Source organism: Pseudovibrio sp. Tun.PSC04-5.I4, from assembly GCF_900104145.1.
GTDB lineage: Bacteria > Pseudomonadota > Alphaproteobacteria > Rhizobiales > Stappiaceae > Pseudovibrio.
In genome coordinates, this window is record NZ_FNLB01000006.1 from 1,684,317 (window position 1) to 1,708,805 (window position 24,489).

At 52.0% G+C, this 24,489-nt stretch carries 27 protein-coding genes; 1 reads left to right on the forward strand and 26 read right to left on the reverse strand.

The window, feature by feature from the left end; translation table 11 throughout:
- Window positions 1-14 precede the first annotated feature (14 nt).
- The 4 genes from frr to rpsB all read right to left on the reverse strand — a co-directional run bounded on the left by frr (window position 15) and on the right by rpsB (window position 3,470).
- Window positions 15-572 (reverse strand): ribosome recycling factor, encoded by a 558-nt coding sequence (gene frr, locus BLS62_RS12800; protein ID WP_093181321.1) that lies wholly within the window; start codon window positions 570-572, stop codon window positions 15-17.
- Between the two features lie 97 nt (window positions 573-669).
- The gene (gene pyrH / locus BLS62_RS12805) at window positions 670-1,389 is read right to left on the reverse strand and encodes a UMP kinase (RefSeq protein ID WP_093181322.1); all 720 of its coding nucleotides are present in this window, start codon (window positions 1,387-1,389) and stop codon (window positions 670-672) included.
- 166 nt (window positions 1,390-1,555) lie between these two features.
- Entirely contained in the window at window positions 1,556-2,479 is a 924-nt protein-coding gene (tsf, locus tag BLS62_RS12810; protein ID WP_093181325.1) for a translation elongation factor Ts, read from the reverse strand.
- Between the two features lie 169 nt (window positions 2,480-2,648).
- A complete protein-coding gene (rpsB, locus tag BLS62_RS12815; protein ID WP_093181326.1) occupies window positions 2,649-3,470 on the reverse strand; it encodes a 30S ribosomal protein S2 in 822 nt (273 codons plus the stop codon).
- A gap of 354 nt (window positions 3,471-3,824) precedes the next feature.
- Between rpsB and BLS62_RS12820 the strand changes: the two genes are divergently transcribed.
- On the forward strand, window positions 3,825-4,511 hold the full coding sequence (locus BLS62_RS12820; protein ID WP_093181327.1) for a hypothetical protein: 687 nt from the start codon (window positions 3,825-3,827) through the stop codon (window positions 4,509-4,511).
- Between the two features lie 77 nt (window positions 4,512-4,588).
- Here the strand turns inward: BLS62_RS12820 and dnaE are convergent, their stop codons facing one another.
- From dnaE to BLS62_RS12930, 22 genes are all read right to left on the reverse strand, one after another.
- A complete protein-coding gene (gene dnaE, locus BLS62_RS12825; RefSeq protein ID WP_093181328.1) occupies window positions 4,589-8,023 on the reverse strand; it encodes a DNA polymerase III subunit alpha in 3,435 nt (1,144 codons plus the stop codon).
- Between the two features lie 505 nt (window positions 8,024-8,528).
- On the reverse strand, window positions 8,529-9,527 hold the full coding sequence (locus tag BLS62_RS12830) for a contractile injection system protein, VgrG/Pvc8 family (RefSeq protein WP_093181330.1): 999 nt from the start codon (window positions 9,525-9,527) through the stop codon (window positions 8,529-8,531).
- 1 nt (window position 9,528) lies between these two features.
- Window positions 9,529-9,765, reverse strand: a complete 237-nt coding sequence (locus BLS62_RS12835) for a tail protein X (RefSeq protein WP_093181346.1) — start codon at window positions 9,763-9,765, stop codon at window positions 9,529-9,531.
- Window positions 9,753-10,163, reverse strand: coding sequence for a phage tail protein (locus BLS62_RS12840; RefSeq protein WP_093181347.1), 411 nt, complete (start codon window positions 10,161-10,163; stop codon window positions 9,753-9,755). The genes BLS62_RS12835 and BLS62_RS12840 overlap by 13 nt, the downstream gene beginning before the upstream one ends.
- Window positions 10,164-10,175: 12 nt before the next feature.
- Entirely contained in the window at window positions 10,176-13,163 is a 2,988-nt protein-coding gene (locus BLS62_RS12845) for a phage tail tape measure protein (RefSeq protein ID WP_093181348.1), read from the reverse strand.
- 132 nt (window positions 13,164-13,295) lie between these two features.
- A complete protein-coding gene (locus BLS62_RS12850) occupies window positions 13,296-13,652 on the reverse strand; it encodes a phage tail assembly protein (RefSeq protein WP_093181349.1) in 357 nt (118 codons plus the stop codon).
- Between the two features lie 65 nt (window positions 13,653-13,717).
- Complete coding sequence (locus BLS62_RS12855) at window positions 13,718-14,230, reverse strand: phage major tail tube protein (protein ID WP_093181350.1); 513 nt, start codon at window positions 14,228-14,230, stop codon at window positions 13,718-13,720.
- Between the two features lie 25 nt (window positions 14,231-14,255).
- Window positions 14,256-15,473 (reverse strand): phage tail sheath subtilisin-like domain-containing protein, encoded by a 1,218-nt coding sequence (locus BLS62_RS12860; protein WP_093181351.1) that lies wholly within the window; start codon window positions 15,471-15,473, stop codon window positions 14,256-14,258.
- A 42-nt stretch (window positions 15,474-15,515) separates the two neighbouring features.
- On the reverse strand, window positions 15,516-16,022 hold the full coding sequence (locus tag BLS62_RS12865; protein WP_093181354.1) for a DUF4376 domain-containing protein: 507 nt from the start codon (window positions 16,020-16,022) through the stop codon (window positions 15,516-15,518).
- A 33-nt stretch (window positions 16,023-16,055) separates the two neighbouring features.
- Entirely contained in the window at window positions 16,056-17,339 is a 1,284-nt protein-coding gene (locus BLS62_RS12870; RefSeq protein WP_093181362.1) for a phage tail protein, read from the reverse strand.
- The gene (locus BLS62_RS12875) at window positions 17,336-18,079 is read right to left on the reverse strand and encodes a phage tail protein I (protein WP_159436534.1); all 744 of its coding nucleotides are present in this window, start codon (window positions 18,077-18,079) and stop codon (window positions 17,336-17,338) included. The genes BLS62_RS12870 and BLS62_RS12875 overlap by 4 nt, the downstream gene beginning before the upstream one ends.
- A complete protein-coding gene (locus tag BLS62_RS12880) occupies window positions 18,072-18,953 on the reverse strand; it encodes a baseplate assembly protein (RefSeq protein WP_093181364.1) in 882 nt (293 codons plus the stop codon). The genes BLS62_RS12875 and BLS62_RS12880 overlap by 8 nt, the downstream gene beginning before the upstream one ends.
- The gene (locus BLS62_RS12885; protein ID WP_093181365.1) at window positions 18,950-19,318 is read right to left on the reverse strand and encodes a GPW/gp25 family protein; all 369 of its coding nucleotides are present in this window, start codon (window positions 19,316-19,318) and stop codon (window positions 18,950-18,952) included. Before BLS62_RS12885 ends, BLS62_RS12880 begins: the two co-directional genes overlap by 4 nt.
- A gap of 4 nt (window positions 19,319-19,322) precedes the next feature.
- Window positions 19,323-19,556, reverse strand: a complete 234-nt coding sequence (locus BLS62_RS12890) for a hypothetical protein (protein ID WP_143521553.1) — start codon at window positions 19,554-19,556, stop codon at window positions 19,323-19,325.
- An 11-nt stretch (window positions 19,557-19,567) separates the two neighbouring features.
- On the reverse strand, window positions 19,568-20,089 hold the full coding sequence (locus BLS62_RS12895; RefSeq protein WP_093181370.1) for a hypothetical protein: 522 nt from the start codon (window positions 20,087-20,089) through the stop codon (window positions 19,568-19,570).
- Window positions 20,082-20,615 (reverse strand): hypothetical protein, encoded by a 534-nt coding sequence (locus BLS62_RS12900; RefSeq protein ID WP_093181376.1) that lies wholly within the window; start codon window positions 20,613-20,615, stop codon window positions 20,082-20,084. Before BLS62_RS12900 ends, BLS62_RS12895 begins: the two co-directional genes overlap by 8 nt.
- Window positions 20,612-21,112, reverse strand: a complete 501-nt coding sequence (locus BLS62_RS12905) for a phage virion morphogenesis protein (protein WP_093181389.1) — start codon at window positions 21,110-21,112, stop codon at window positions 20,612-20,614. Before BLS62_RS12905 ends, BLS62_RS12900 begins: the two co-directional genes overlap by 4 nt.
- Entirely contained in the window at window positions 21,109-21,519 is a 411-nt protein-coding gene (locus BLS62_RS12910; RefSeq protein ID WP_159436535.1) for a phage protein Gp36 family protein, read from the reverse strand. The genes BLS62_RS12905 and BLS62_RS12910 overlap by 4 nt, the downstream gene beginning before the upstream one ends.
- Window positions 21,520-21,619: 100 nt before the next feature.
- The gene (locus tag BLS62_RS12915) at window positions 21,620-22,030 is read right to left on the reverse strand and encodes a hypothetical protein (RefSeq protein WP_093181395.1); all 411 of its coding nucleotides are present in this window, start codon (window positions 22,028-22,030) and stop codon (window positions 21,620-21,622) included.
- A 15-nt stretch (window positions 22,031-22,045) separates the two neighbouring features.
- Complete coding sequence (locus BLS62_RS12920; RefSeq protein WP_093181398.1) at window positions 22,046-22,945, reverse strand: Mu-like prophage major head subunit gpT family protein; 900 nt, start codon at window positions 22,943-22,945, stop codon at window positions 22,046-22,048.
- Window positions 22,946-23,006: 61 nt separating this feature from the next.
- Window positions 23,007-23,414 carry a hypothetical protein gene (locus BLS62_RS12925; RefSeq protein ID WP_093181399.1) on the reverse strand — a complete coding sequence of 136 codons (408 nt, stop codon included), beginning with the start codon at window positions 23,412-23,414 and terminating at the stop codon, window positions 23,007-23,009.
- Window positions 23,415-23,440: 26 nt separating this feature from the next.
- The gene (locus BLS62_RS12930; RefSeq protein WP_093181400.1) at window positions 23,441-24,439 is read right to left on the reverse strand and encodes a phage protease; all 999 of its coding nucleotides are present in this window, start codon (window positions 24,437-24,439) and stop codon (window positions 23,441-23,443) included.
- Window positions 24,440-24,489 lie beyond the last annotated feature (50 nt).

Below are 24,489 nucleotides of genomic sequence, written 5' to 3' on the forward strand. Positions count from 1 at the left end.
GCGCTCAAACAGGATTAAACCTGTTTGATTTCCTGTTCTTTCTTCGCAAGGACGGTATCGACCTCACCAATAATGTCGTCTGTCATCTTCTGCACCTTGTCAGAAGCAACACGCGAATCGTCTTCACTCATGTCACCAGCTTTTTCGAGCTTTTTGATGGAATCCATTCCATCACGGCGAACATGACGCGCAGCGATCTTTGCTTGTTCCGCAAATTTATGCGCAACTTTGACGAGTTCGAGGCGACGCTCTTCATTAAGCTCAGGTATTGGCAAACGCAGCATCATTCCATCCACAACCGGATTCAAACCAAGGTTTGACTCACGAATCGCTTTTTCAGTTGCCTGCAACATAGTGCGGTCCCAGACCTGAACAGAAATCATGCGAGGCTCAGGAACACTCACAGTTGCCACCTGATTGATTGGCATTGGAGAACCGTAAGCACTGACAGTGATCTTATCCAGCATGCTTGCAGAAGCACGACCAGTACGAAGACCGGTAAACTCGTGCTTCAAAGCTGAGATAGCACCACTCATGCGGCGTTCAAGATCGCCATAGTCCAGCTTAGCCATGTTTTCCTCTTTCGCGTATCATCTTGAGAACCGGGTTCACGTAATGTGAAACCGGTCCAGGTCACAAATAAACCGTCAAACGCACTCTACGCGCTTATCAGTCTTCAATGACCGTAAACAGCCCCTGTCCACGCAGCACTTTCACAAGCGCGCCAGACGTCTTGATGGAAAAGACAACTACAGGAATAGAGTTGTCTCGGGCAAGTGCAATCGCAGTCGCATCCATGACTTTGAGGTTCTTTTCAAGAACTTCCCCCGGTGTAAGCGTATCAAATCGCTTTGCATCCGGCTTTAGCTTGGGATCTGCGTCATAAACACCGTCAACACTGGTTCCCTTTAGGAAAACATCACATTGCATTTCAGCAGCGCGCAGTGCCGCACCAGAATCAGTTGTAAAGAATGGATTGCCCGTACCGCCAGCGAACAAAATGACGTCACCATCTTCCATATAACGCTCAGCACCGCGCTGGGTGAAGCTTTCACAAATGGAAGGAACAGGAACAGCGGAAAGCACACGCGCCTGAATGCCTTTTTTATTCAAAGCATCGGCCAGCGTGAGCGAGTTCATGATTGTTGCCAGCATACCCATATGGTCGCCGGTGACACGGTTGGCGCCCTTGGCAGAAAGCGCAACACCACGGAAGATGTTACCACCACCAACAACAATACCAAACTGCGCGCCCAGGTTTACGGCCTCAGATATTTCCTCAGCAACCCGCTCGACCACTTTCGGGTCGATTCCAAATTGCTGGTCGCCCATCAGCGCCTCTCCTGAAAGTTTCAGAAGAACTCGTTTCCAGCGAACACCCTCAGACATAGTAAACCTCTTTTGCAATGCGCATCCACAAAAAGTGGTTCCAGCTTTCCGTTAAAACACGCGTAGGAACAAAGAGCCAAAACAACCAACTTGAACCAGCATAAACGTCAGTTGTTATAGCTCCAGATACAAAGAGGGCGTCGACTGAATCGACGCCCTCAATAAATTAGTTACCAGCAGCAGCCGCAACTTCAGCAGCAAAATCTGTTTCTTCTTTTTTAATACCCTCACCAAGGGCAATGCGAACAAAGCCGGTGAGTTTAACAGGAGAACCGATTTCTTTAGCTGCTTCTTCAACGGCCTTCTCTACAGTCAGATCAGGGTTGATAACGAAAGACTGTTTAACCAGTGTAACTTCTTCATAGAACTTACGCAGGCGACCTTCAACCATCTTTTCGATGATGCTGTCAGGCTTACCAGACTCACGAGCCTGCTCAACGTAAACAGCGCGCTCACGCTCAACCGCATCAGCGTCCAGCACGTCAGTGTTCAGTGCCATTGGGTTTGTAGCTGCAACATGCATTGCAATCTGCTTACCAAGAGCCACCAGCTTGTCTGCATCACCTGCAGATTCAAGAGCAACAAGAACACCGATTTTGCCCAGACCATCGCTTACAGCGTTGTGCACGTAAGAAGCAACAACACCTTCAGAAACGGACAAACCAGTTGAACGACGAAGGGACATGTTTTCACCGATGGTGCCAACAGCCTTGGTAATTTCGCCTTCAACGGTTTTGTCTGAACCTGGGTAAGGTGCAGCCGCAAGCTTCACAACGTCGCCATCAACAGTAAGCGCGGTTGCAGCAATGTCGCGAACCAGCTTCTGGAAATTGTCGTTACGTGCAACAAAGTCAGTTTCGGAGTTAACCTCAACAACAACAGCTTTATTGCCTGCAGTTACAACTGCAACAAGACCTTCAGCCGCAACACGGCCAGCCTTTTTAGCAGCCTTAGCAAGGCCTTTGGTGCGCAGCCAATCAACAGCTGCTTCCATTTCGCCGCCTGTTTCTTTCAGGGCAGCTTTACAATCCATCATGCCAGCACCGCTTATTTCGCGGAGCTCTTTTACCATAGCAGCGGTAATGCTCATCATACGCCTCATGAACGGGAGTGTGTCATAAAAAATCAGAGGAAACCGACGTCCCTGCGGATCCATCCGATTTATCGCATAGCGACAGTGACACTTCGGCAAAACTCGCCAAAAGGGTCACATAAAAACTGAACGGGAAGCGCATGAATGCGCTTCCCAAAAGAAAGCCTTAGCCTTCGCTCTTGTCAGCTTCTACTGCTGCAGGAGCAGCTTCCACTGCTACAGGAGCAGCTTCTTCAGCAAGAACAGGTTCTTCAAGGAATTCTTCAGATTCGCCAAGATCGATACCCATAGAACCGGATGCGCGTGCGATGCCGTCAATAGCAGCGCGAGCGATCAGGTCTGTGTAAAGAGTAATTGCGCGACCAGCATCATCGTTACCAGGTACTGGGAACGTAATACCGTCTGGATCACAGTTGGAATCCAGGATCGCAGCAACCGGAATGCCCAGACGACGAGCTTCCTGAATTGCGTTTGCTTCGCGGTTGGTGTCGATAACAAAGATCAGGTCGGGAATACCGCCCATATCTTTAATACCACCAAGGTTGCGCTCAAGTTTCTGACGCTCACGGTCGAGGAACAAACGTTCCTTCTTAGTCATGCGGTTAGCATCACCACCTTCGAGCAGTTCTTCAACTTTACGCAGACGCTGGATGGACTGAGAGATTGTCTTCCAGTTGGTCAGCATGCCGCCGAGCCAACGCGCGTTCACGTAGTACTGAGCAGAGTTGCGAGCAGCTTCTGCAACAGCTTCTTGAGCCTGGCGCTTAGTGCCAACCAAAAGAACGCGGCCACCAGCAGCAACAGTGTCAGACACAGCTTTAAGAGCCTGGTGCAGAAGCGGAACTGTCTGACCAAGATCAAGAATGTGAATGTTATTGCGAACGCCGAAGATGTAATTGTTCATCTTTGGGTTCCAGCGGTGTTTCTGGTGACCAAAATGGACGCCAGCTTCCAGAAGCTGACGCATAGTAAAATCAGGCAAAGCCATGCCTTGTTCTCCTTAGTTTTCCGGTTTAATCCTCCGCAGGGCAGCACTGACGTGCAACTCACTAACCGGATGGAGCTCACCACAAGGGCAAACCCCGCCCTGCGTGCGGGATGGTGGGCTTATAGAACCCCTTTTCAAGAAGATCAAGCGCCCATGAATTAAGATCAACATATTGGCCAGAAATAGTAAATTAGGTGCATTTCACTCCTGTCATCACACATGGAAGGTTTAGCCGCTTCAAAGCCTCAAGCTGGCGACACAGCAAGCTGTGGAAATGCGCATTACACATAACATTACGCAAGGTTAAGATGCTAGCAAGCGGCTAATAAAAACCTGAATTTGGACATATTTTAGATGATATTCAAAAAACTGGCCATAGCGGCGCTCATCGCATTGACGCTGGGTGGCTGCGCAAAAACAATCAAACTGTCAGATGTCGATACAAAAAAAATCACAAAATCTTCAGTAAAGCCTCTAAAGAACCGGCATGTCAGAGAAGGACACATCAACACCCACGGTATTCAGCACGGCCTATTGGGCGTTGTAGTGACAACAGCAATGAATGCAGCTTCTGGCGCATACAGCGAAATGGCAGCAATTCCAGCGGCAAAGTATGATCCACAAACCGCCATGCGCACCCGTTTGACGAAATATCTACAACGCACCCGCAAGTTTCACTTCAAGGGCACGATTAGAGGCCCGTACAGCAAAACAACAATCAATGAAGAAAAACGAGCAGCAGCTCTCACGAAGCTGGCAAAGGAAACAGGCTATTCCGGCTACTATCTGGACATCTCGACTGTTTCTTACCAATCAGAAATGAAAGGCGCTGGCTGGTTCGCCACAGTCAACCACAAGTACCAAGGCCGCGCACTTCTCGTTTCTGCAAAGAACGGAAAAATCCTCGCTGCCTCCACTTGCTTTATAATACAGAACTCAGACCTGAGTGAACTTGCAAAATCAGGCCAGAAAAACGTAGACCTAGTTGCAAAAGAACTCGGCAACTCATGCGCTGAACAGATCATCCAAAGTATATTCTGAAATAGATGGAAACGAGAAACCCCGCTAAATTTACTTCAGCGGGGTTTCAAAAGAATAATACAGCGACTCGGATCTACTTAGGACATCTGCACGTCCATAACCCCAGGAAGAGTTTTAAGAGCGCCCGACAATTGCGGGGAAAGCTGATAGTTACCCGGAAGTTTAACTTCCACCTCACGCTGACCGTTATCCAGCAGCACAACGCAGCTCACCTCTCCATCACCACCACGGCGTAATTGCCGTTGCAGGCTTTGAATTGGATCAGCCGACCCAAGGAAAATACGCAGCGTGCGATGCACTCTACCCGCGACCTTCTCCAATGGCTCAACCTGCTGAATTCGAACACTCACTTCGTCATCACGCATATCAGCTTGCACCAACAGAACAACTGACTGCCCGGGCTCAAGCAAGTCACGATACTGATTCAGGCTTTCAGAAAACAGGACAGCCTCATATTGACCAGTCGGATCAGAAATACGGACAATCCCCATTTGATTGCCTGTACGCGTCTTACGTTCTTGTTTAGCTGTTACTGTTCCGGCAAGACGACCAGCAGAGGAACCTGCTTTCACAGAACGTTCAAAATCCTTCCAGAGCTGAACGCGAAGCTTGGAAAACAGCTCACGGTATTCATCCAGAGGATGGGCGGAAAGATAAAATCCAACTGCTGCGTACTCTTTTTGCAACTGCTCTGATGGCAGCCATGGATCAGCGGGATTCAAGATCAACGGTTCAGGAGTAGCCCCTCCTCCGAAGAAATCATTCTGCCCGAGTTTCTTATTCTCTTCAGTACGCTGCGCCATCCCGATTATGCGATCCAAACCATCCATCAATTGGGCACGGTTCGAATTCAATCCATCAAAAGCCCCGGCTGCGATGAGATTTTCAATCGTACGTCTATTCAGAACCTTCGGGCTAATACGGGTCGCAAAATCCGCCAAATCTTTGAAAGGCTTATCACCACGCGCCTCAACAATATGTTCAACGGCGTGCTCACCAACACCCTTGATAGCGCCCATTGCATAAAGGATTTTGCCATCCTGCACCTCAAAATGCGCACCAGACAAATTAACAGAAGGCGGCACCACCTCAATGCCCATACGCACGGCTTCCTGACGAAAGTCACTCAACTTATCCGTATTGCCAAGATCAAGCGTCATAATACCGGCTAGGAATTCAACGGGATAATTCGATTTAAGCCAAGCTGTTTGATAGGCCACCAACGCGTAAGCAGCAGCATGTGACTTGTTGAAGCCATAGTTCGCAAACTTGGCAACAAGGTCGTAGATCATCCCGGCCTGATCTTTATTGACCTGCTGCGCAACCGCACCCTCGACAAAGCGTGCGCGCTGAATTTCCATTTCAGCGGCAATCTTTTTACCCATAGCACGGCGCAACAAATCCGCTTCACCAAGAGAGTAACCAGAAAGCACCTGTGCGATCTGCATCACCTGTTCCTGATAGACAATAATACCGTTTGTCTCAATCAGGATTGGCTTAAGGAGCGGATGAAGATAATCCGGTTCTTGCTCTCCATGCTTTACCGCATTGTAAATCGGGATATTGTCCATCGGGCCCGGACGATAAAGCGCAACCAGCGCAATAATATCTTCGAACCGATCAGGCCGCATGCCTGCAATAGCGCGGCGCATTCCCTGACTTTCAAGCTGGAACACGCCAACCGTCTCACTGGCTGCAAGCATTTTGTAGGTGGCTGGATCATCAATGGGGATTTCATCAATTTTAACAGTGATACCGCGTTTTTTGATATGCGTCACAGCAGTATCAATCACAGTCAGCGTTTTCAGGCCCAAAAAGTCAAACTTAACAAGACCAGCAGCTTCAACCCACTTCATATTGAATTGAGCAACAGGCATATCGGATCGAGGATCACGGTAGAGCGGAACAAGCTGCTCAAGCGGACGATCTCCAATCACAACACCAGCCGCGTGGGTTGATGCGTGACGATAAAGTCCCTCAAGTTTTTGCCCAATTTTCAAAAGGCGGTCAACAACCTCTTCTTGCTTGGTCGCTTCTCGCAGTCGAGGCTCTTGCTCCAACGCTTCACTCAAGGTTACTGGGTTGGCCGGATTCCCAGGAACCAGCTTACTCAACCGATCCACCTGACCATATGGCATCTGCAAAACACGCCCGACATCCCGCAACACAGCTTTCGCCTGAAGTGTTCCAAAGGTGATAATCTGCGCAACCTGCTCACGACCATACTTGCGTTGTACATACCGGATCACTTCTTCTCGCCTGTTCTGGCAAAAATCAATATCAAAATCCGGCATGGAAACACGGTCTGGATTAAGGAAACGCTCAAACAGCAACGAGAACCGCATAGGGTCCAGATCTGTAATCGTCAACGACCACGCAACGAGCGATCCCGCACCGGACCCACGACCTGGCCCAACTGGAATATCCTGCCCTTTGGCCCATTTGATGAAGTCAGCAACGATAAGGAAGTAACCGGGAAACTTCATCCGGATAATAATAGAAAGCTCGTAGTCTAGCCGATCCCAGTAGTCTTTTTCCTCAAGATCTGGCGCCAGACCATGAAGGTCCAGACGCGCACGTAAACCTTCCTTAGCCTGACGGCTCAACTCGTCCGACTCAACACGTTCCGCCTCTTCACCGTCAGCATCGGCCCCAGCAAAGCGCGGCAAAATCGGGGCACGTTTCAAGGGCCTATAATGACACCGCCGTGCGATATTGACAGAGTTCTCTAACGCCTCAGGAAGATCGGAGAACAGGTCCATCATCTGGTGACGAGACTTAAAACAATGATCTGGTGTTAATTGCCGGCGGTCAGTTTCAATGATAACCCGACCTTCAGAGATAGCGATAAGCGCATCATGTGCCTCGTAATCATCCGGATTAGGGAAGAAAGCTTCATTGGTTGCAACAATAGGAATACTCAACGAGTAGGCAAGGTTCAGGAGATCAGACTCAACATCTTCCTCACCCTTCATATTATGGCGCTGCAACTCCACGTAGAGGCGATCGCCAAAGGTATATTGCAACAACTCCAGCCGCGCTTTGGCAAGCTCAAAATCACCTTCCTGCAACAGCGAGTTGATTGGCCCGTCACTTGCTCCAGTTAAAACAATAAGACCGGCAGATTTATGCAGCACACCCGCAAGGGGAACATTTGCTTTGAGGCCCGGCTCCGTATCCAGAAACGACCTGGACACCAAATCCATCAGATTTTCATAGCCCTCCTCATTTACAGCAAGAAGAACAAGATTACTGACAGCTTCATCGCCGACCACGTCTGGCTGATCGTCAAAGTTCACGCAGACCTGGCACCCGATTATGGGTTGAAGGCCAGCCCCGAACGCTTTTTCCGAAAACTCCAGCGCACCAAAAAGGTTCCCGCTATCCGTAACTGCGATTGCAGGCTGCTCATCTTGGGAAGCCAGATCAATCAGCTTCCCGACAGGAAGAGCGCCCTCAAGCAGGGAAAAAGCGGAATGAACGCGAAGATGGACAAAGCCGGGAGAGGACATTTTGAACCTTTTAGTTCGCAGGGTGTACGCAACAGTAACACTCCATTTGAAGGAGCTAAAAGTAAAATGCAATTCTCGAACAAATCACACCACTGGTTATCCCGAGTTTCCAAACCTCTCCACGCCATTCTAGGTACAGAATTTATGGCAACATCCCAGCAAGAGCATCTCCCCACATTAGACAACTGCTAGTAAAAAGAACGATTGAACCAAAAGCGGCGGCTTCACGAAGAATGTATGTCATATCGAGCATCTCTAATTTGAACTCCATTTGTATTCGTTATGTTCCACTAATGTTCTCATTCAAACAACCCCCAATTTGGTGTGGTTGAGCGGATGGTTAATGATCTGTTTAAGTAACGAAGTCGGATGAAGCGGGACACTTCGATTTGGAGTACGGGACACTTGAACTTGGAACACTACGGTTTTAGGGGTCTTTTCGCCCTATAAGGGCGTGAAGCGCGAATTCTCATTTTCTTCCCGCTCCACTCCCACCTTCGAAGAACTAGCTTCGAACCCTCTCCAGCTCCAGCTTCGAAGTGTATCCGACGGCCTTTCGAACGCCATGTGAGGCTTTTCGAATACTCCATTCGCCAGCCATCTCGGGTTGCACAGGTGGCAAGAGAATCGCCCCCTCAGCCCGTGCGCTTGCATCTCCAACTATGGTGACACTGGCTGTCTCTGCTCCAGCGATCCCATCCTTCAAGGCCGCACCTGCTGCCTTCTGTGCTTCAGCCTTGCTTGCGAAGGTCTTGCAAAGCGTGTGAACAGGCTCTCCACTTCCAGCTTCAGCATAAAGGCGAGTAGCTTTGTCTTGATCGTGATAAGCCGCCTTTACAGCTTTGTACTCGGTGCGCTGGCTGCCCTGCCATTCATAGTCCAGAATTTGAGTGGCGACAGGTTTCAATACAGGTAATGAGGCCCCGGACGCAGACTTGACTGTGCCTTTCTCAACGAACAGCAACTTCTTCTCAATGGGCTTAAAGATGGCTCCCAGCTCTTTTGCCCATTCGGTCAGAAAGTGCATATCGCTGACATTGGTCTGGTCCTTGTGAGGCACGGCAATAGAGGCAAGGTTCTTGCTCACAACAGGTTCCAATGAATGACGGCCAGCAACTGTCTCAACAACCTTCTTGAGCGTAGTGCTGTCATAGCTTTGTGTACGCTTTTCCTTCAAGGTGCCGCCCATATCAGCAGCGGTTCCGCAAAGGGTCATCAAATGACCGCCTTGCTTGCTTCCTGAGGTTTTGGGTGCATCGCTGTAAAAGGTTCCCATGGGCATCAACGCGCCAGCAGCATTGGGCAACATAACGACAATTTGGGCACCCTTGGGTGGCAAAGCGATCTGGTTGTTACGAACCAGCTTCAACGTTACCTTGTCAGACTTACCGCCAGCTTCATCATCAACCTGAAGATCGATCAGAGCAGATGCCCCTTTGTCACTGAGTAGGTTCTGCAAAAAACCAGTGACATCGTTGCCATCAATGGAGACAAACAGGTTCATTTCAATCCCACAAGTTTATATCAGAGGTAACAGATCGAGGCTTTTCACTGGCTGGCGCATCCGGCATATAGACCTGCACACTCCTATCCAAAACAATAGGTGCATCAGGAGCGCTGAGGTGCTTGTTTTGCTCTTGCTTCATCACCAGATCAAGCAGCTCATCACTCTGCTTGCCATAGTGGTCCATGATCATACTCTCAACGGTATCACCTCGGATTGCTCGTTTTAAAACGGCCATAGTGAACTTGCTCCTGAATAGCGGCTCAGATTGATTGAGAACTCCATGGCCGTGCCTGGGCCTGCATTCACAAACTCAGTTTCCTTCTTGAAGATCTCCTCCACACACCAACGCCCAAGCACACGGCCAGAACTTAAAATAAGGGTCATGGGCTGACCTGATCCGGCACGCGCTGCAATGGCTTCCATTTTCCATGACCCTGATGGCTGGATCTCCGGCCAGATCCCACCCTTGATGATCAGCGTCTGGTCTCCTGGTCCCATCCATTGCTTAACTGGCGGCCCTCCAATTGGATCGGGCTTTGCCCATATAAACTTCCAGCGCCGTTCCAGCTCTTCAAAAGAACCGGTATCAGGCGAGAAGATGAACATGCCCAGTGCGGCAAGCGGTTTAGACATTTCTCATATTCCTCAATCAGACAATCGGCTCATTGAGCCACCCATGGCAGCCTCAATTCCTTGCTGCACGCCTTGTTGAATAGCCTGCTGAATACGAGCCTCGATGTCATTATCATTGGCGGTAATATTGCCGATCTGAACGGAGACAGTGATTCCAGATCCTGCGGCCGCAGCTGGTCCAGCTTGTGCTGACATCTCCGGCAGAACCTGAGCGGCTGCCACTGAAGGCATCGGTGCCGCAATCGCTCCTGCCACAGCTCCAATACGGGCTACGCGGCGAATGCGATCTGACATCCTCACCATGCGTTTCAAATTGTCGTTGTGGGCGATATAACCGCTCTGGCTGGAGTATTTCAGTTCCGGCCCTCGCTCGCCCACCAACAGCGGGCCAGAGCGATATGAGCCACCAGACGCGCGCGCTTGCACTTTGCCGCCAGACTTGTCGGCTCCACCTCCAATGCCCAGATACTCAGTTGCCCAATCGGGTAGCATTCCGGTCATGCTGGCTTTGATGTCAGCCACCATCTGCCCCACCATGGAGGACATACCATTCCAAAGGGACTTGATGGCACTTGCGCCCATCTCAAACAGATCAATGCCGGTGAAGGCTTTCACGACCTCATTGACTGCACCAGGCAGACCAAAGAGCAGAATGTTTACCCAATCGATATCACTGATAAAGGATTTCCAGTCAAAGCCAGTCAATTCATCGGGCCACTTCACCGCACCAAACAACATGCCCCAATCAACCTTGGGCATCCAACCATCCCAGCTGAAGGCACCAAAAACCTCAGACCACTCAATGCTCGGCAGATACTTATCCCAGCCAAGTGGCTTGATGATCAAATCCCACGCCAACAGTCCAAGCGTGACAGCCCAGCCAATTCCCGGAATAAGCCTTGCAGTCCATTTGAGCACAGGGATGAGCAACCGCCATGAGAGTTTTGGCAGGAAGGACAACCAGCGAAAGCCGGTCAGAAGGCCACGCCAGCCAATCTTCGGGATGAAGCTTGCCCACCGCAAACCACCCACAAACATCCGCCAGCCGAACCGTGTGATAAACGAAAGCCACTTTAACGGCGTCACAAACAAACGCCATGCAAGCTTGGGAATAAGCATCGCCCATCTGATCGGATTGAGCATGCGGATGGCGCGACCAATCAGTCCAATACGGCCAGCACCTGTCCTGGCACTCAACCCCATCATAAACAGACCGAAGCGCATCGGTGCCGCCAAAGCAATAGCCGTTCCCATAAAGGCGAGCAGCCCACCGCCAACGATCAAAAAACCAGCCAAGGCTGCAACTGTAAATCCAATGGCCTTGGTGACATTGGGGTGTTCTTTTAACCACTCACCCATGCCTCGCGCCATGCGTGTCATGGATTGCACTGTGTCGCGTAAAATAGGATTTAGAGCACCACCAAAAATCAACGCGACCTCGGAGACCGAGGACTTAAAGCCCAACCAATCTCCCATGAGATTGTCCCCCATTTGAGTAGCAACTCGTTTGGCTTCCCCGTTCACGTCCTGCAGGTCAGCCAGAAGCGTCTCAAAGACAGCATAACCTTTGGCATCCAGCAGTGCGGCAAACGCTGATCCAGCTTCAGCGCCTGCGATATCTTTAAAAATCTGGGCTCGTTTACCAGACCCCATTTTCTGCGTGGCTTTGGCTATATCTAAAAGTACATCAGGCACAGAGCGCAGGTTGCCAGCGGCATCTCTGGTTTCTACACTCAACTCGCGTAAGGCTTTTTTACCTCGTTTTGCCGGTGCTGCAAGGCGGGTGTAAATGGTACGCAACGCGGTGCCTGCCATAGAGCCTTGAATACCAACATTACCAAGCAACCCAGCCATGGCAGCCGTTTCTTCCAGGCTCACGCCCAACTGCTTTGCAACGGGTGCAGCGTATTTCATGCTCTCCCCCAACATGGTCAAGTCCACATTAGCGCGGGTGGTCGTGGCCGTTAAAACATCGGCCACACGGGTCATGTCCGCAGGGTCCAGCCCAAAGCCTGAAAGAATGTTGGAACTGATATCGGCAGTGCCTGCCAGATCTGTCTTGGTTGCCTTGGCAAGGTTTAACACATCGGCCATAGCCGTTTGAATAGCCTCCGGGCCCATGCCTGCCATGGCAAGGAAGTTCATGCCTTGCGCCGCTTCAATGGCGCTGTAACTGGTGGTAGCTCCCAGCTTGCGTGCCAGATTGCTCAGGTCTTTATATTGGCTGCTGCTCTGGTCAATCCGGGTGACAGCTGCAACTGAATCCATCTGCTCTTCGAACCCGGCAAACTGAACCACAGCGCTTGTCACTGGACGCGCCAATTGGCGACCTGCCAGCATGCCGCCCACACCAGCAGCACCAACCGCTGCCCCGCGCACCATGCGACTGTCCCGGCGCTGGCGTTCCCGATTGGTCAGACGTAAAACAGCTTGTTTGCGGCGCTCAAGTTTTTGATACTCAGCTGCCTGCCTGCGCACAGCCTGTGTCTGCTCGTTCATTTCACGCGTGGCGCTATCAATGCGGCTGGACAATTTACGCTCTGTCTCAGCAAGGCGATTGACCTTAATGCCAGCCTCACTCATTGCTGATTTATGCTTCTGAGCGCTCTGCGTGGTTTGCTTGAAAGCGCGGCCCAGTCGGTCTGTATCTTGCCTGGCTTTTTTGAAAGCGGCCTGAAGCTTCTTTGATGGTTTCTCAGCTGCCTTAATCTCTTTGGAAAGCGCCTGCATCTTGGCCTTGGCGGCCACATATTCAAGGCGTGACTGTTTAACTGCGCTCTGGCCCTTCTTGAATTGGCTGATCAGGTCTTGTTTGGAGCGGGCGGCCTGAATGTCTTTGCGGGCCATTTCAGCAGCATCACGAGCAGCGCTTTTAAAGCCCTTGCCCATCTCCCGGCTATCCTTGCGAATGCCGCGCATTGAATCGCGAAGGCGGCGACCATTGCGCGAAAACTTATCACGCAAAGTCATGGTCATCTGGGCTTTAAGATTGCTGCTCATCCATCGCCGCCTTTCGTTTTTTCAAGATGTCGCGGGCATTGATCCAGTGACGGTAAAGATCTGCCCAGGAGAGGCCCTCCAAATCCCGCAGCCCCCATTGGAAGGCAGCGGTGATTTCATAAAAAACCTGATCTAGGCTTTCTGGTCGCTCTGGCTTGGGGAGGTCGTCGAAGTCGTCGTCTGGCTCGGATTCGTCTCCACCGTCTTCACAAGTCCATCCGGCTCCAGTCCATCGAAAAAACGATTAAAGCCTGCGGTCATTGCCATGATATTGCCTGTGCTCATGTCTTTAATCGCTGTGCTCGGAAGGTGCGGAGAACAGATTTTTGGCAGCACGTAGGCCAGTGCTTTAATATTGCCTTCAGCCACATCAAATGGTGTGAAATTACCAAGCTCGCGACCAATTGGCTCCCGAACAAGAGTGATTTCATTGACGTCTTTTCCATTAATCGTGATCGGACTGGCTAAGGTTACAATTTGCTTTTTCATGATATTGCTTTCAATTGAAATGAGAGGGAGGAAGCGGGCAATCTCTCGCCCGCACAATAGTGTGATTAGGTGCGGCCTAACGAGGCGCGGCGGGCTTGTGATCCGTCAATGATATCGGGGCGAATGATATCGTTCAAAACGTCGATATAGAGCTTTTCAGCGCCGCCCATCTCCCAGCTGTAAAACACTGGCCAGATCTCGATATCCCCTTCAACGTCATCATCGGCCTTCATCTCATCAATGACTTTGGGTGATTTGACGCGGCCTCTAACTTCCTCAACGGATGTCAAAGTGTTGCCCATCTCATCATCAAAGTGCCCACGCACAAACAACTTCACCCCGTCAATGCTGCCCGGCAGAAGCAGGTCATACATGCTGAGGGACAGACCCTTGGTCTTGATGGTCATCTTGAGCACCTCATAGCCATGAGACGTGCCGACCGGGAACCGGCGACCACCGGTTTTACGCTCCTGAAGGTTGCGGGAAAGCTCTGGGCGGGTGATGCCAGTGACAATGCCGCCGTAATCATTGTTCCCCATCCAAAGCGTGAACCCGTCTAGCTTATGTCCTTGTTCCATAGTGAGGCCCTTTCTGCGCTATGCCTTAAGCGGCTACCTGAGAGAATTTGGAGACAGCAGCTGCACGGCTGAGGAACTCGGCGTAAAAAGCTGGTGTGCGGTACCCCCAGATCTCGATATCCCGGATGCCAGCAGCTTCAATGAATTTGAGTTTGTAAAAGAAGACACCATCAGCCATTTGAGAGACGGTATTGAGATCCTCAGGCAGGCTGAACTCATAGCCAATCAGCGCACCTTTTTGCAGCAAACCACGTAAGAACTCATCGCCACTGGAGCCGATATCCTTAATGGCTTGAATGCTGGTTGGCACATCGATGTAGGTCATCAAACCACGCTCCAGCGCGTCATAGACCTTGTCGGCCACACGGCGACCTACAATGGTTCCGCCAAGCAGCTTTTCCTTGTCCAGCGTATGCGAACCCCACAACCTAAACCCGCTGTCGCGGATGATCGTTGTGATGTCGTGAGAGTTAAGGAAGTTGGCTTCGCAGCCGCTATCATTGGAACGGAAGTCCACCACCCGTGCAGTGCCGGTGCAATTGGCAGGCTTGTTGGAGGCTGACCACCAGAAGCCCTTTTCCAGATCCATCTTGGATTGCATACCAGCCGCCAAAATCGATCCGGGCAACTGCACTTCCGCATCTGTGGCCGTGTCCCATTCCGCGATGTAGTTATCAACCATCATCACGTTGTCAAAGCCGTACTTGTCCCGCGCGGCAACAGCGTCTGTCGCCGTGGTGTTTGGCCCGTCGATATAGACAAACGAGCGCAAGCGTTTGGCAACCGCAGCAAGCTCAGTCACGACAGGGTTTGCATTGCCATCCGGGTTGGTATTGGTAAAGCCTGGTGCAATCAGAATGTCTGGCTCAATACCCAGCAACGTGTTGGAGGAGCGGAAGGCATGAACACCCGTCTTTAAGGTCACATCACCAACAACAGCGCTGATCTGCTCAGCCGCATCAGCAAGCTCTTCGACGCGGATCACAACGAGTTTGCCAGAGGTTTTCTCGTACTGCTTCCAGATCGTCTTCAGGGCAATTGGGAGTGTGCCGGTTGCGCCCAGACTGGCCGCTTTTGTAATATCACCGATAATGGCAACTGGTACATTGAGCGGCCATTTTGCTGCATCCGCACCAGGCGCAGTGCCAATGATGCCGATCTCTCCAGACACGCCAACGCGGATGATAGGTGGAGCCTGCGTCATATCATGAGCGCGTACCCCGTGGTGATAATTGGTCGTCATGGTGTCCTCACTTAAAACTGCAAAGGGTGATTGTTGGCTCAGCTATGCTGCAGGTTTTTCCCAAAGGTCGTCATCTGTCGGATCTGGGATCGGCTCAATGTTCTGGATCTGAGCAGAGCGCTCCAGAATCCAGTCGCGGTGATCATCAGCAGCAGCAAGAACGGTCTGCACCTGTTCTTGCGTGGTAAAGGTCAAATCCACTCCAGCGGAGGTTTTGTAGGTTTTGCCTTCAGGTCCAATTATGCCGCGTTCAAACCCGCGCAACAAACCTTCCAGACGGCTGATACTGTCCGTATCGCACTTGAACTGGATGCCGTTGATCTTCGTACCTAAAATGATGCGCTGCTCCGCTTCCTCAGAAACTTGAGCCGGGAGATGGTTTTTTCCTTCAGGCACCCAATCAGTACCGTCCCAGGAACAATCACTGTTTGGCTTGACAGGCACTTCAACAGTTCCGTCAGGATAGGAATTTAAAATATCCTCACCCGGTTCCCCAGTGGTTTGCCAGTACCCTTCGTCAGGATGGAAATAACCCTTTTCAGAACTCATTGGCGTATGACCCTTAATCTATATTGAACGTTGTTAGCGGAATTCAGAGCAGTGCCTATACCCCTCCGTATTTCTGTAAAAATGCCCATGCGCTACAACCACTACTACACAGACGTAATGGCCACTTGGGGGTCTTGATACAGTCACCCAAGTGATCCCATCCTTGGACCATTGAACCGAACAGTTGGACGTTAAAATTTGTACAAGCATCAGCCTCCCTGAGGTGTTTTGGTATTTTACATTTCGGGATCGCGAAGAAGAAACGTCGTACCAGGCTTGTCCTTCGCCCAACCCTTGACCAACCCCAGCAGCTGCAGATAGCGCCGCTATATTACCCGCATGGGCGAAGTAGTCGGTTGATTTGGTAGCTGCAGACCCCAGCCCCAGCTTTTCACGCCAGGCACTTGACGTGGTCAGAGCCAACACCGTTAGCGAAAACGCGCTGATCTTGGACGCATCCAGTTTGCTACCAACCGCATTGAGGATCTCGGTTGCAAAATTGGGATTATCCCCCAGAGCTGAGGCCAGCTCATCCAGTGTATTGAGAGCGCCCGGAGCAGATGCCACCAGATTGGCAATGCGCTGATCTACCTCCACCTTGGTGTAAGCATCCACAAGGCCCAACTCAGCCATGGTCGTAGGCTTGTCTTCCAGCTCACCGTAAGCGTGAGTATGCTCACCGCCAGACTTGGCAGCCAGCGCTGTTGCCAGCCCAACTACATCAGCAATCTGATGATCGTGCGCCTTGGGAGCCGCTACTTCTGCAAGGGTTTGATGCAGGCGCTTCGGGTCAATGACCTTCTTTTCAACACTGGCATCTTTGGCCTCTACTCCACTGGCCCACGGATAGGCAGAGACCACCCAGCCTTTCGTGGCATAGCCGTCGAGCGGATTAACCACCAGTTGGATTGAATCGGTGTTGGTTACCTGCAGCACGATTTGAATGGTGAGTGTTGCTGCAGAGCCATCAGACAACTTGGCCTTGTAAGCTTCTGGATATTTGGCAATGGCAAACATCTTGCCATCTTCATCAAATATCCCGGCCTCACGCACCCACCAACCACCCGCATTGGGTGGCACAATGGCCTCAATAATAAGCCAGGCCGGATTTTGCGGATCTGGCGTAATGGAAGTAATCGCAGTGCGGTAAACCTCATTCTTCAGCACCGTCTCAGAGCCGTCCGGATCATAGGCAGCCCCATTGCCATCACCAAGTGCCAACTCACTTATAGTAATGCCCTGACCGCCAGTAATGGCAGCATTAAGCGCGGCAGAACCCACATCAGTCAGACGGGTGTAAAAAAGCGGATCACTCATGTTTGCCTCGGATAAATGTAAATGGAAGAACGCAAAGGGCGGATCATCGCAGCAGCCCAAAATGGACCTGTGCTTTCTATGCTGTCTGGCCGCCAAGGGCGGATTTGCACCCGCTCTCCAGTTGAAGCAGCAGCGCCCATTCCCAGCGGCATCATGCTATTCAGCTGTGTGGTCAAAGGCGGCATGATACGGGTGCGGTAAAGGTCAGAAACCACCATACCAACCGTAAGCTTGGTGGTTGCTCGAATACCAAGCCGGAATGTGAAATGGCGGGACAGTGGCTTTGCCAGATTAACCGCATCCCAGATCTTCTTTTGAAGCCGTGCTGACAGATAGTCATGCGAGTTATAAACCTTGCCAGATGGGTAGGCCGTAATCTCAAACGTGCCAGGAACACCAGAGCCTCCAACCTCCCACCACTCAACCAGCTTTGCTTCAACTGAAATGATCGAAAGCGCGACTTCTATGGCGTGAATTGTACCCTTGAAGCGATGGATAATGTAGCTTTGCCGGATGGCCTTGCGCTTCACATCTTCCAGCCACTCCTCATCCCAGAAGTCCACGGAAGCCTCATAGGCAAGAAACGGCAGATAGCGTGCTGGCGTCTCGTCTGGATTGGTCAGCTTGCGCAGATCAACAATCGCCTGATCAATCTCAACAGACCAGAACGTAACAGAGGCCACGCGCCGGTCATGCTCGCTGGCAGAACGCTTTGGTAAAAGAGAGGAGGCATCACGCATCAAGCACCTCCACCGACACATTCAGCGATGATGCCCAAATGATCTGATGTTTGGCAGCAAGAACATCGCCAGCCAGGTTGGTGCTCGCATATTCGGCACCGTCCACGGCCAATGTTCCATTCAGCTTGGAAAGATAAAGCGATTTCCAGATTTTCTGGCGGCTCAGCAAATAGGCAGTCGCCAGCATTGCGGCCTTTTCTTTAAGCAGCTCCACACTCGGGCCAGCCAGCACGTACAACGTGGCAGTGACAGGCGTGTTCAGGATTTCAGCAGCCTTGACGCTCACGCGATCCCCGATCGGGCGTCGGGCTTTTCCGCTCACTGCCTCATTCACAGCTGCAAGCAGTGCAGCGCTTGCAGGAGCGCTCAAATCATCTGGTGCAATATAGATCTCGACAACGCAAGGCGCTGGCGAATAAGCACGGGCATCACGCACACCAGGAACGCTCTTTGCCCAAAATTCATAGGCTCCTTCAGGACCAGCAGTAGACCAGCTTTCCGGCGCAAGGCGAATGCGCTCGCGGTAATCTTCATCGCCTTCCAAGACATCTGGAGCATCGTCTTCACCAGCCTGAACAACCTTACGAGGCGTGGTCCGGCCATCGCCTTTGGCATCCAGATCGCTACCGGTTGCGCTGGCAAGCAAAGCAGCCCTGGCAGCTGTGTTGATCCGGGCATTTGCCTGATACGCCAGCTGAGCATCCACATGAAGGTGAGCGCGAACCGGTTCGAACTCAGTCTCATCTTGCCATTCAGGCCATTTGAGTTGGTACTGACCTTTGATCTCAGCAAAAATCTGCGTGTGTTCACGCTCTTCAATCAGCTTGGGCGGCTCAACCTTACTCAGGTCGATGATGTCATCATAACGGCTCATCGCACCACCTCGCTCAACGAGACAGGCAAGCCTGTTTCCCGGCTGAGAGCCAGTATCTCAAGGCGGGTTTCACCATCAGCAACACGTTCAGCCGCATCCAGATCCGTTAAAGCTTCAGGAGTGATGAGCCGAACCTCTTCAAGATCAACGCGGGTTTCATGTTCATGAATGGCTGATGCCACAGCTGCCTGAAACAGCATCCGCTGCGCCCCATTGTGCGGCGTATCAATCAGGTCAGGCAGATCACAGCGCAGGTGGCGGCGCATCACCAGATCACCGCGTGTCACCACAAGACGGCGTATGGCCTGCGCAATGCGTGCATCCCCGTAAAGTGGTTTTCCTGTAACTGAATCGTACCCGGCCATATGATTAAGCGCCCTTATCCTGAGCGGCATCTGAAGCAGCTTTAGGTTTGGCAGACACTGGCTTTTTTGCTGGTGCTTTTTTCAGCTTCAGTGTTTCGTTCAAAAGCAGAAAGCGTGCCTGATCCATGGTCATTTCAACCACATCGCCCTTTTTGCGCCACTGACCGAAAATCATGGCTTGCTTCAGGACTTCATAGGTCTCGTTCTGAACTTCGATCTTCTCGTTCTTCACATTCATTTTGATCATCCCTAGTCGATTGCAAATACTGTCGAAGAGCCTTCGATGATGGGCCAGTTGCCTTTCGAAGACCCGGCACCAACGGCCACCATGTCGCCTTTGCGGGCCACCTTCTTGCCACCAGTCCCGCCAAGCTCAACCTTGCTGGCGTTCACCGTGGCTTTATCGGCTGTCACCGTGAGTTTGCCGCCCGCAATTTCCACCACAACACCTTCAGGCCCTTTGAGGCGCAGCGTGCCGCCTTCCGCACTCGCATGCGGGTTGGCTCCTGAAGGAATACATGGGAAGAAAATGCCGTTTTCTGTCTCGCCGTCCTGACAAAACAGAAAGCCTTGCGCCCCGGCATTGGCAGGGGCATCAATCTGCCATTCCCCGGAGGAGATAGAGGCTTGTGTGACCGGCGCAGATTTGAACCCGCTGCCATCTTCAACAACGACTTTGCCGCTTTCATAAGAGGCAACCTTCACCTTGCGCACAAAGTTGCCTGAGCGGCGCTCCACTTCAGCCAACCGTCTGAGGATCTCATCAAGCATCAACGCGCTCCTCTCTGCCGAGAGAACGGGAGGCCGCATTGCCAAGTGCCGTGCCCTCAGCATCAAACAGGATGAAGCTTTGCCGCCACTCGATCAGCCACAGAGCAGAGCCCAGGCGATCCAACGAGGGCGAATACAGATTACGGGCAGAGATCCCGACCGGTTTTTGTGCTTTCACCAGTTCAAAGCGATTGTCTTTGATGATCTGAGTAAGGCCGTGCACCGTATCAACAGAGGTCTGTGCCTGCGTATCACGATGGCCTTGGGGAGACGCCACAAACACACCCAGTCCCAGTTCATGCTCACTTGTGCCGTCCGCTTGATTTTTGACAGACGCGAGACGGCCAATCCCAACAAACGCAGCACCGGATCTGGGAATAGTTTGATCCTGTAGCCATCTCTCGCTAACGATGCCAGGAGAGGCTGCGATCAGGGCATGAGGTTCCAGAAGTTCACAGACTTTAATCTGCGTAAGGATCGCTTTTTGAATATCACTATAGGTGGTTGCTTTGGTCCACGTGCTCATGACAGCAACCCTCCCATGAAATGGATCAGCGTATCTTCGTGTTCGCGGATATCATCACCAGACAGCCCCAAATATGGCCGCGCTGGAATGGACACTTGGGACGCAGCCACAGTTGCACCGCCCATCATGAAAAACAGCGCTTTGCCATTCTTCGGTTTGATGGTGCCACCAAACTGGTGGATAGCAGCGTAAACCACAGGAGAGCCCCAGCTCACCTCATCACTGCCGGCTACATGATCTATTGAGGTGACCAGATCGCCTTCATTGTGTAAGAGCCCTTGCGAACCACCTCGTGTCTCACCGTAGCCTTTGGAGTGACCTTTCCAGGCAGAGCCATCTGGTGCAGTTTGATCCTGAGTGATCCGGCGCTGTGTCTGGCTCACACCCAGAGCGCCGTGGATGTCCAGCACATCAACGAGGTTCACCGATGCAATGGCTTCGCTCACCAATGTGGCTTTGCCCAGATTGTCATCAAGCACGAATTCAACGCCGCTCATGAGAACATCCTTTCAGGTGTAACGAAGGTCACGCCCACATTGGAAGATTTCCCGGCGCTGGAAACGCTCACGGTCATGGGAAGACCGGCTTGCCCTTTGGCAACCGACTTTAGAAAATCCATAGAGGCCTTATGACGGGAACTGATTTCCTCATCACGCACAGTTGGCGCATCCGCCAGAAGATGGGTTTCAATCACCAGGCAATGCTGGCGCAGGATCGGTGCGGCTAGCGGATCTGCCACCGGCGTGGTGTAGCGCTTCGCCAGCCAGCCATCGATCTCGGCTGTGGCATCTTCCAAGGCACGCTCAACAGCTGCTGTATCTGCTTCGCCATCGCGGTTAAAATCCGCCACATGTTTGCGGTGCGAGTTGCGATCCAGCCAGTCTTGTACGCTTGCATATGCCATGGTGGTTAAAACTCGAATTCGTTGAAAAAGCGGGGACTGCCTTGTGAGCAGCCCCCAGTTTGATGCAGGCCCTTGCCCGGCCTGCATCTGGGAGGACGCTTTAGGTTTTGGCCTCTAAGAGCGCCTTCAGGTCCGCCTTGAGTGCTTCGCTCAAACCGTCAACGGCAGCTTCAATTTCATCACTCTCCGGCTTCCAGCCCAGCACCTCTTCCAAAACAGTCACACGCGGTGTGCCAGCCTTGGTGAAGGCGTCCTTGCCGCCCGGAAGGCCAAACATGGCAAGTTGAATTGCCTTGATGCGGGCCTCTGTTGATTCTGGACGTTCTGAAGTCTCTTCAGCAGGAGCATCAATTTCCTGCACCAGAAGTTCATGATCAGCGTGAATGCGCTTCAGCTCATCCTCATCAATGTCATTTGGGCAGACCAGAAGCTTCGGCTTGCCCTGGATGAACTCGTGACCACCGCGCCAATGAGTGCGGCTGGTCGTGACCTGAATACAAACGGAATTCATGGTGTGGTTCTCCCGTTAATCGAGCCAGGGCGAGATAAGCAGCTCGGCAGTGCCTTGCCAGATGTTGTCTTCGCCGCCTGCAAGCTTCTCTTTTTTCAAAAGGGCGCGAGCTTTGGCCTCGTTGGATGGACCGACCACCAAGAGGTTCGGCATGATGCCAAGCGGAACGTCTTCATCCGTTTTATTGGAGGACATGGAGCGGCGCGCTGCCTCATAGTTATCCGCACTCAGCTCTGCTTTAGAAGCAAAGGCCAGTTGCCAGAATGAAAAGCCCACATTGCCGCGAGCATCCACGCCATAAAGAAGCTCTTTCTTCATGAAAGCACGCTCAGAGGTATTTGCGTCAGTCTGCGCAACCAGTTCAGGCTTCTGACGCATCTGGAAGATGATCGGCATGATGGCCTGTTTCACATCCAGCAAGAACCACGGCGCTTTTGCACCAGCCTGATAATTGGAGACTGTGCGCCGGTTGTCTTTTTCCTTCGAGCCAACCGGGTGATCGGTGTCGAAGAAATTCTGGCCGTCATAACACTTCTCGCTAAGCCCAAGCGGCAATGCGCTCCAGGCCAGATTGTTCTGCCATTGCCCGGCAGCTCGGCCCTGCGCCTTAAAACGCGGCCCGTACATGCCAAGCTTGTCGTCCTCAATATCGTTCTTCTTGACTGAGACGGTGGCTTCATAATCCTTGTTCTTGATCTTGTAGCTGTCACCAGACAGTTCCTTGATCAGACGATCACCGACCCACTCACGCATGGCAGGCCAGTCTTTGAGCCAGCCATATTCGTTTTCAGAGGTAGCACTTTGCACCTCTGTGGCGATTTTCTTCCACTCTTCTGGAGCCTCGCCCAGACCCGCCTGAAAAGCTGCGCTAAAACCAACGCCAAGCGCGCTCAGAACTGCACCTGTTAATTCCATTTTAGAACTCCCTCGGCTCAGTAACCTGAGCCTTATGCTCTCAACCTGGTGGAAGAGCGTGTTAGATAAATTCGGCCCAGATCCCGGACCCCGTCAGGTCGCGAATAATGCCAGCCTGAGAACGGGTATTGCCTTTGTGCGAAGATGAGACCGTCTCATCATCGACGATGTAACAAGGCTTATTGAGATGCTCGCGTGTCACAGGATCAGCGCTGTCATTGCTAAGGAAGTGAAGTTCCTTGCCGCGCACCACCGAAACGCTCAGCGCGCCATCTGCGCCATCACGATTGTCGATGGTCTCCTGAGCAACACCAGCAACAGTGAGGTTTGCAGCTTCATGACCAGGCTGGGCAAAGCCAGCCGCATCAAGCACGCACAAACCACCCCGGCGCATATGAACGCCGCCCTTGGCTGGGTGGGTAAACTGATCCCCAGTCCGGCGACTGGCTTTTCGAGATTGTTGAACCACTGAAATGATCCTCTACCTTTGTGGCCTTAGCCGCGCTGTTTCAGGAATTCTTCGTCAGTAAGCCCAATCTGCTTGGCGACTGCCTTTTCATCCTGGCTGAGAGCTGCTTTGCCCTTGTCAGGATCGGCTTTGTCCAGATCGCTTAGGGTGATCACAGCCGCCGGAGCGCTGCCTGCGATCAGCTTGTTGAAGCTTTCCAGGTCGTCCTGATTGTTGCAGCTCTTGAGGTAGAACTCCTTTGAACCCGGCGCGATCTTGCCCGCTTCCACAGCCGTATTGACGGCCTTTTCAATGTCGCCCTTCAGCGCTTCAGCAGAGGTGTTTTCCGCCTTTTCCGCCCGGCCTTTCATCAGGTTGAAGGTGTCAACGGGGACAAACTTACCGGGATCTGGAGTCTGAGCGCTGTTTTGCGCCTTCGTGACATCCCCTTGCAAATCTACAACCGCGCCCAAAATGGACGCATCAGAGGCTTCATCTGCAAGGCCAAGCTTTTGCCAAAGCGCCTTGCGCTGCTCATCTTTCATGGCAACAGTTCCTTCAGTCTTACGGTCAATTTTTTCAGGTGGAGACAGATGAGCGCTGTTGAGCGCTGTCATCTTCAAATTAGGCTTGTGCGTCAGTGCGGCAGAGGCCAGCCCCAGAACACGCTTGGTGGCAAGGGAGTGCCAAAGGACTGGAGAGATAAACCTGAACTCGCGGTTGCTGATGCGTTTGGCAGCAGGCGGTGTCCATTCGACCCGTCCCCAGATAGCTCCATCGCGCACCTCCAGCTGTTTAATCCAGCCAGCAGCAGGAACACCTTCTACATTTTCCTTCTCCGTTGCATGCTCATAGTCAATGACAAGATCCAGTTCACTCCTGGTAAAGAACGCCACCACATCCTCAGGACGGTCATTGACAAACGGACGCCCGTCGCGGCCAACAACGTGGCCCGCTGGAACCAACTCGATCCAGGCGGGAACAGCTGCATTGCCATCCAGTTGGATCTCATGAGAGGTAGAAGTGAGGTGTGGGTTCTTGTTCATGGCCTTACCTTGACGCAGGCAGGCACAAAAAAAGCCGGTAACAGATGTTA

Coding starts and splice junctions, on each gene's coding strand:
- frr (WP_093181321.1), bottom strand. CDS start 572: ATGGCTAAGCTGGACTATGGCGATCTTGAACGCCGCATGAGTGGTGCT.
- BLS62_RS12875 (WP_159436534.1), bottom strand. CDS start 18,079: ATGCGTGATGCCTCCTCTCTTTTACCAAAGCGTTCTGCCAGCGAGCAT.
- tsf (WP_093181325.1), bottom strand. CDS start 2,479: ATGAGCATTACCGCTGCTATGGTAAAAGAGCTCCGCGAAATAAGCGGT.
- BLS62_RS12850 (WP_093181349.1), bottom strand. CDS start 13,652: ATGAAAAAGCAAATTGTAACCTTAGCCAGTCCGATCACGATTAATGGA.
- BLS62_RS12870 (WP_093181362.1), bottom strand. CDS start 17,339: ATGAGTGATCCGCTTTTTTACACCCGTCTGACTGATGTGGGTTCTGCC.
- BLS62_RS12910 (WP_159436535.1), bottom strand. CDS start 21,519: ATGGCATATGCAAGCGTACAAGACTGGCTGGATCGCAACTCGCACCGC.
- BLS62_RS12905 (WP_093181389.1), bottom strand. CDS start 21,112: ATGAGCGGCGTTGAATTCGTGCTTGATGACAATCTGGGCAAAGCCACA.
- BLS62_RS12855 (WP_093181350.1), bottom strand. CDS start 14,230: ATGGAACAAGGACATAAGCTAGACGGGTTCACGCTTTGGATGGGGAAC.
- BLS62_RS12895 (WP_093181370.1), bottom strand. CDS start 20,089: ATGCTTGATGAGATCCTCAGACGGTTGGCTGAAGTGGAGCGCCGCTCA.
- BLS62_RS12840 (WP_093181347.1), bottom strand. CDS start 10,163: ATGTCTAAACCGCTTGCCGCACTGGGCATGTTCATCTTCTCGCCTGAT.
- pyrH (WP_093181322.1), bottom strand. CDS start 1,389: ATGTCTGAGGGTGTTCGCTGGAAACGAGTTCTTCTGAAACTTTCAGGA.
- BLS62_RS12860 (WP_093181351.1), bottom strand. CDS start 15,473: ATGACGACCAATTATCACCACGGGGTACGCGCTCATGATATGACGCAG.
- BLS62_RS12865 (WP_093181354.1), bottom strand. CDS start 16,022: ATGAGTTCTGAAAAGGGTTATTTCCATCCTGACGAAGGGTACTGGCAA.
- BLS62_RS12885 (WP_093181365.1), bottom strand. CDS start 19,318: ATGGCCGGGTACGATTCAGTTACAGGAAAACCACTTTACGGGGATGCA.
- BLS62_RS12820 (WP_093181327.1), top strand. CDS start 3,825: ATGATATTCAAAAAACTGGCCATAGCGGCGCTCATCGCATTGACGCTG.
- BLS62_RS12915 (WP_093181395.1), bottom strand. CDS start 22,030: ATGAATTCCGTTTGTATTCAGGTCACGACCAGCCGCACTCATTGGCGC.
- BLS62_RS12880 (WP_093181364.1), bottom strand. CDS start 18,953: ATGAGCCGTTATGATGACATCATCGACCTGAGTAAGGTTGAGCCGCCC.
- dnaE (WP_093181328.1), bottom strand. CDS start 8,023: ATGTCCTCTCCCGGCTTTGTCCATCTTCGCGTTCATTCCGCTTTTTCC.
- BLS62_RS12920 (WP_093181398.1), bottom strand. CDS start 22,945: ATGGAATTAACAGGTGCAGTTCTGAGCGCGCTTGGCGTTGGTTTTAGC.
- BLS62_RS12835 (WP_093181346.1), bottom strand. CDS start 9,765: ATGGCCGTTTTAAAACGAGCAATCCGAGGTGATACCGTTGAGAGTATG.
- BLS62_RS12830 (WP_093181330.1), bottom strand. CDS start 9,527: ATGAACCTGTTTGTCTCCATTGATGGCAACGATGTCACTGGTTTTTTG.
- BLS62_RS12890 (WP_143521553.1), bottom strand. CDS start 19,556: ATGAATGTGAAGAACGAGAAGATCGAAGTTCAGAACGAGACCTATGAA.
- BLS62_RS12845 (WP_093181348.1), bottom strand. CDS start 13,163: ATGAGCAGCAATCTTAAAGCCCAGATGACCATGACTTTGCGTGATAAG.
- rpsB (WP_093181326.1), bottom strand. CDS start 3,470: ATGGCTTTGCCTGATTTTACTATGCGTCAGCTTCTGGAAGCTGGCGTC.
- BLS62_RS12930 (WP_093181400.1), bottom strand. CDS start 24,439: ATGAACAAGAACCCACACCTCACTTCTACCTCTCATGAGATCCAACTG.
- BLS62_RS12900 (WP_093181376.1), bottom strand. CDS start 20,615: ATGAGCACGTGGACCAAAGCAACCACCTATAGTGATATTCAAAAAGCG.